This is a genomic window from Opitutales bacterium (assembly GCA_013215165.1).
Taxonomy (GTDB): domain Bacteria; phylum Verrucomicrobiota; class Verrucomicrobiia; order Opitutales; family JABSRG01; genus JABSRG01.
Map to the genome: position 1 here is coordinate 1 of JABSRG010000126.1, position 2,891 is coordinate 2,891.

A 2,891-nucleotide genomic window follows, 5' to 3' on the forward strand; every position below is an offset into this window, starting at 1 on the left:
CGGTGCTTTGTCGCCGCCGGTGGCCTGTTGCTTGGGCGGTCGTTCCAATCGATACGCAAACCGCGAGCCGACAGAGCGGCTCAACAACAACAGAGGCAGTTGGGGCAATCTCCCCGCTGTTTCAATTGCACCCCTATTGATTGCGGCTCCGTTATTCTGGGGGGCGCCGCAATTTTTTTTGGGAGCTCACAGGCTCAACGAAATCTTGATTTTCCAAATCAAGATTTGAACAAAATCCGAGCTCGGACTTCTTAGAAATCTATGGCGAGACTTCTTTTTCGGCTCATCGGACTGAGCCTCATCTTGATCATCTATTTGAACTGCCGCTCCCGAGCTCAGGGAATTGATTTTCAGGGAATGCTCAATGAGCGCCTGGGTACGGTTGTGATCGTCGATTACTCTGTTCAAAGCGAAGAGGACCGCAGTTCAAAAGTCATCGCTGGTCTCGTCATGGACGCGGGATCTGGCCAGGTGTTGTTAGCTAACAATGCCATCCCTAACTGGGTGCCACCTTCCGACATCGTCGAGATCAAGGCGTATCTGCCGGGTAACAGCGAAGACGATTTCGAAGCGACATACCTCGGCTATGATCCCGTCACTCAATGGCACGTGATCGTCGTGGAAGAGGCGCTTCGCGAACGGCTGCGCAGCATTACAGATTTCGAATCCGGGGAACTTGAGTTGGGTCAACGCATGTGGGGGATCGGCATTCAACCTCAGTCGCTCAATTATATTCCTTACCTGCTCCAGTCGACCAAGGGCATCCAGCTCAAACTACCTTGGTTAGTCGACGTATCCCAACATGAAGTCGCGGCACCTGGAGGCCCGGTGTTTGACACCGAGGGACGCTGGATTGGCATGGGACTCTCTGCACTCGCTCAAAACTACACCATTCGCATGGCTGGCCGCACATTTCCTTCGAGCCTGACTAACGAAAATGAGTCTTCCATCGTGTTGCTCGCAAATGAAGTTATGAAGCACTGGGAGCGAATCGAATTCGACTCCGGTACAGCGCCTTCCGGATGGCTCGGGATTGTCGGTATGCAGCCGGTGGAAAATGCCGTGGCCGAGTTCCTCAACCTCGGCGACCAGGGTGCCATTGTTATCACCGATATTGTCGAAGGCAGCGCCGCTGAAGCCGCGGGTTTCGAAGGACGAGACATCATTGTATCTGTAGACGGCGAGCCCCTCAGCAAATTCTATCCGCTCAACATCACTGTCCGCGATTTCGAGATGACCGTATCTTCGTTGGCTCCAGGCGAAACCGCTACCTTCGGGGTCATGCGAGGAGAAGAATCCTTAGAACTGACAGTAACGCTCTTAGAGCGCCCGAGACAATTTCGCGATGCAGAGCGCGTCTACTACAAAGAACTCGGCTTCTCAATTCGCCCCAAGTTGACTTCCGACGGCTTTAGCCGCCGCAGCTACACCCGGGAAGCTGAGGGCGCGGTGGTGCGCTTTGTCAGGGAAAACAGCACAGCGCACTCAGCTGGTATGCAAGTGGGCGACTGGATACTTGAGATCAACGGAGACGTGGTCCCAGACTACACGACAGCCCAAACCCTTCTCGAACAAGTTCAAGAAACCCCAGCTGCGGAGGAATACGTCGTTCTCGTCGACCGCGCCGGCGAGACGCAAATTCTCCGCATCAAGCGGTAGGTTATGCTGGAGTCCGTTAGGTGCCATCATACTAGTCTTCAACTTTAACGAGTAGTGTTTGTTAAATACCTATGACTTCTTGCGGTTCTGTAAATTCTCGTTCTATCCTGGCCAAACAGTCGGGTGTCTCGGCGAAACTTTTGCTTAAGAGGACTGAGAAGGTTAGTTATCAGTATTAGGCCAAGCAATGGAGATCAGGAAGCAGACTCTTCTTGATAAATATGGACGTCGCGCTGTGGGAATGGGATGGTGAGGCCGGCGTTTTCGACTGCTGTCTTTAGCGCGGGTCGAGCGTCGAAAAAGAAGGCCCAATAGTCATCAGTTTTGACGAAAGCCCGGACTAGGAAGTCAACGGAGCTACTGCCCAGATCGACGACGGCCACCACGTTGGCTTCGTCTTGGAGAATACGAGGGTCCTCTTTCAGAACTGCTTCCATGGCTTCTTTACCTGCGGCAATATTATCGGAGTAAGATATCCCTATGGAGATTTCCACCGCGCGGATTTCGCTGGCTGTGTAGTTGGTGAGGTTTCCGTTGGCGAGGGGGCCATTCGGGAGGATGAGAATGCGTTTGTCGAAAGTCTCGAGTTTTGTGACGAAAATACCGATATCGATCACCTCACCTTCCAAGCCCTGAGAACCAATGTAGTCTCCGATTTTAAAAGGACGGAATATGAGAATCATCACCCCGCCAGCAAAGTTGGACAAACTTCCCTGGAGTGCCAGACCGACCGCCAAACTTGCCGCACCGATTACCGCGACAAATGAGGTCGTTTCTATGCCCAAAATAGAAGCGATGCTGAGGACGAGCAGGACTTTTAGTAGGATACTGACTAGGTTGGACAAGAAGGTAGCGAGGGTCTTGTCAGGGACAGTTTTGGTTGAGTATTGGTTTGTGAAATTGACGATGCGTCGGATGAACCAGAGGCCGACAATCAGGGCAAGCAGGGCAAGCAGCACTTTGCCGCCGTAAGCAGCAACAAGAGCGAAGATGTAGTCGATACTTTCAGCGAGAGCAGTCTTGATGTCTTTCATGCTGCGACACAATTGTATCGCTCAGAGCTTACAAGGAGATAAGTTCGGTTTTGCCATATCCGGGTTTGAAGTCGTTGTCGTTCTTTGACTTAGATTGGGCTTGGAACTTCTATTTTTAATCCACAGCCATCCCATAGGGATGCGCTAAAAAATTAAAAAGTGGTTGGCTTTGGCGGACTTCCGATCAAGGAAGTCAGT

At 51.9% G+C, this 2,891-nt stretch carries 2 protein-coding genes; one reads left to right on the top strand and one right to left on the bottom strand.

All coding sequences use genetic code 11. From position 1 onward, the window contains the following. Nucleotides 1–261 precede the first annotated feature (261 nt). Entirely contained in the window at nt 262–1,659 is a 1,398-nt protein-coding gene (locus HRU10_15240) for a PDZ domain-containing protein (protein ID NRA28587.1), read from the top strand. A gap of 194 nt (nt 1,660–1,853) precedes the next feature. Here HRU10_15240 and HRU10_15245 read toward each other — a convergent pair whose 3' ends face one another. After that, on the bottom strand, nt 1,854–2,693 hold the full coding sequence (locus HRU10_15245) for a mechanosensitive ion channel (GenBank protein ID NRA28588.1): 840 nt from the start codon (nt 2,691–2,693) through the stop codon (nt 1,854–1,856). Nucleotides 2,694–2,891 lie beyond the last annotated feature (198 nt).

Excerpts from the sequence above, each read along its gene's own strand:
- HRU10_15245 (NRA28588.1), bottom strand. The coding sequence starts at position 2,693 with ATGAAAGACATCAAGACTGCTCTCGCTGAAAGTATCGACTACATCTTC.
- HRU10_15240 (NRA28587.1), top strand. The coding sequence starts at position 262 with ATGGCGAGACTTCTTTTTCGGCTCATCGGACTGAGCCTCATCTTGATC.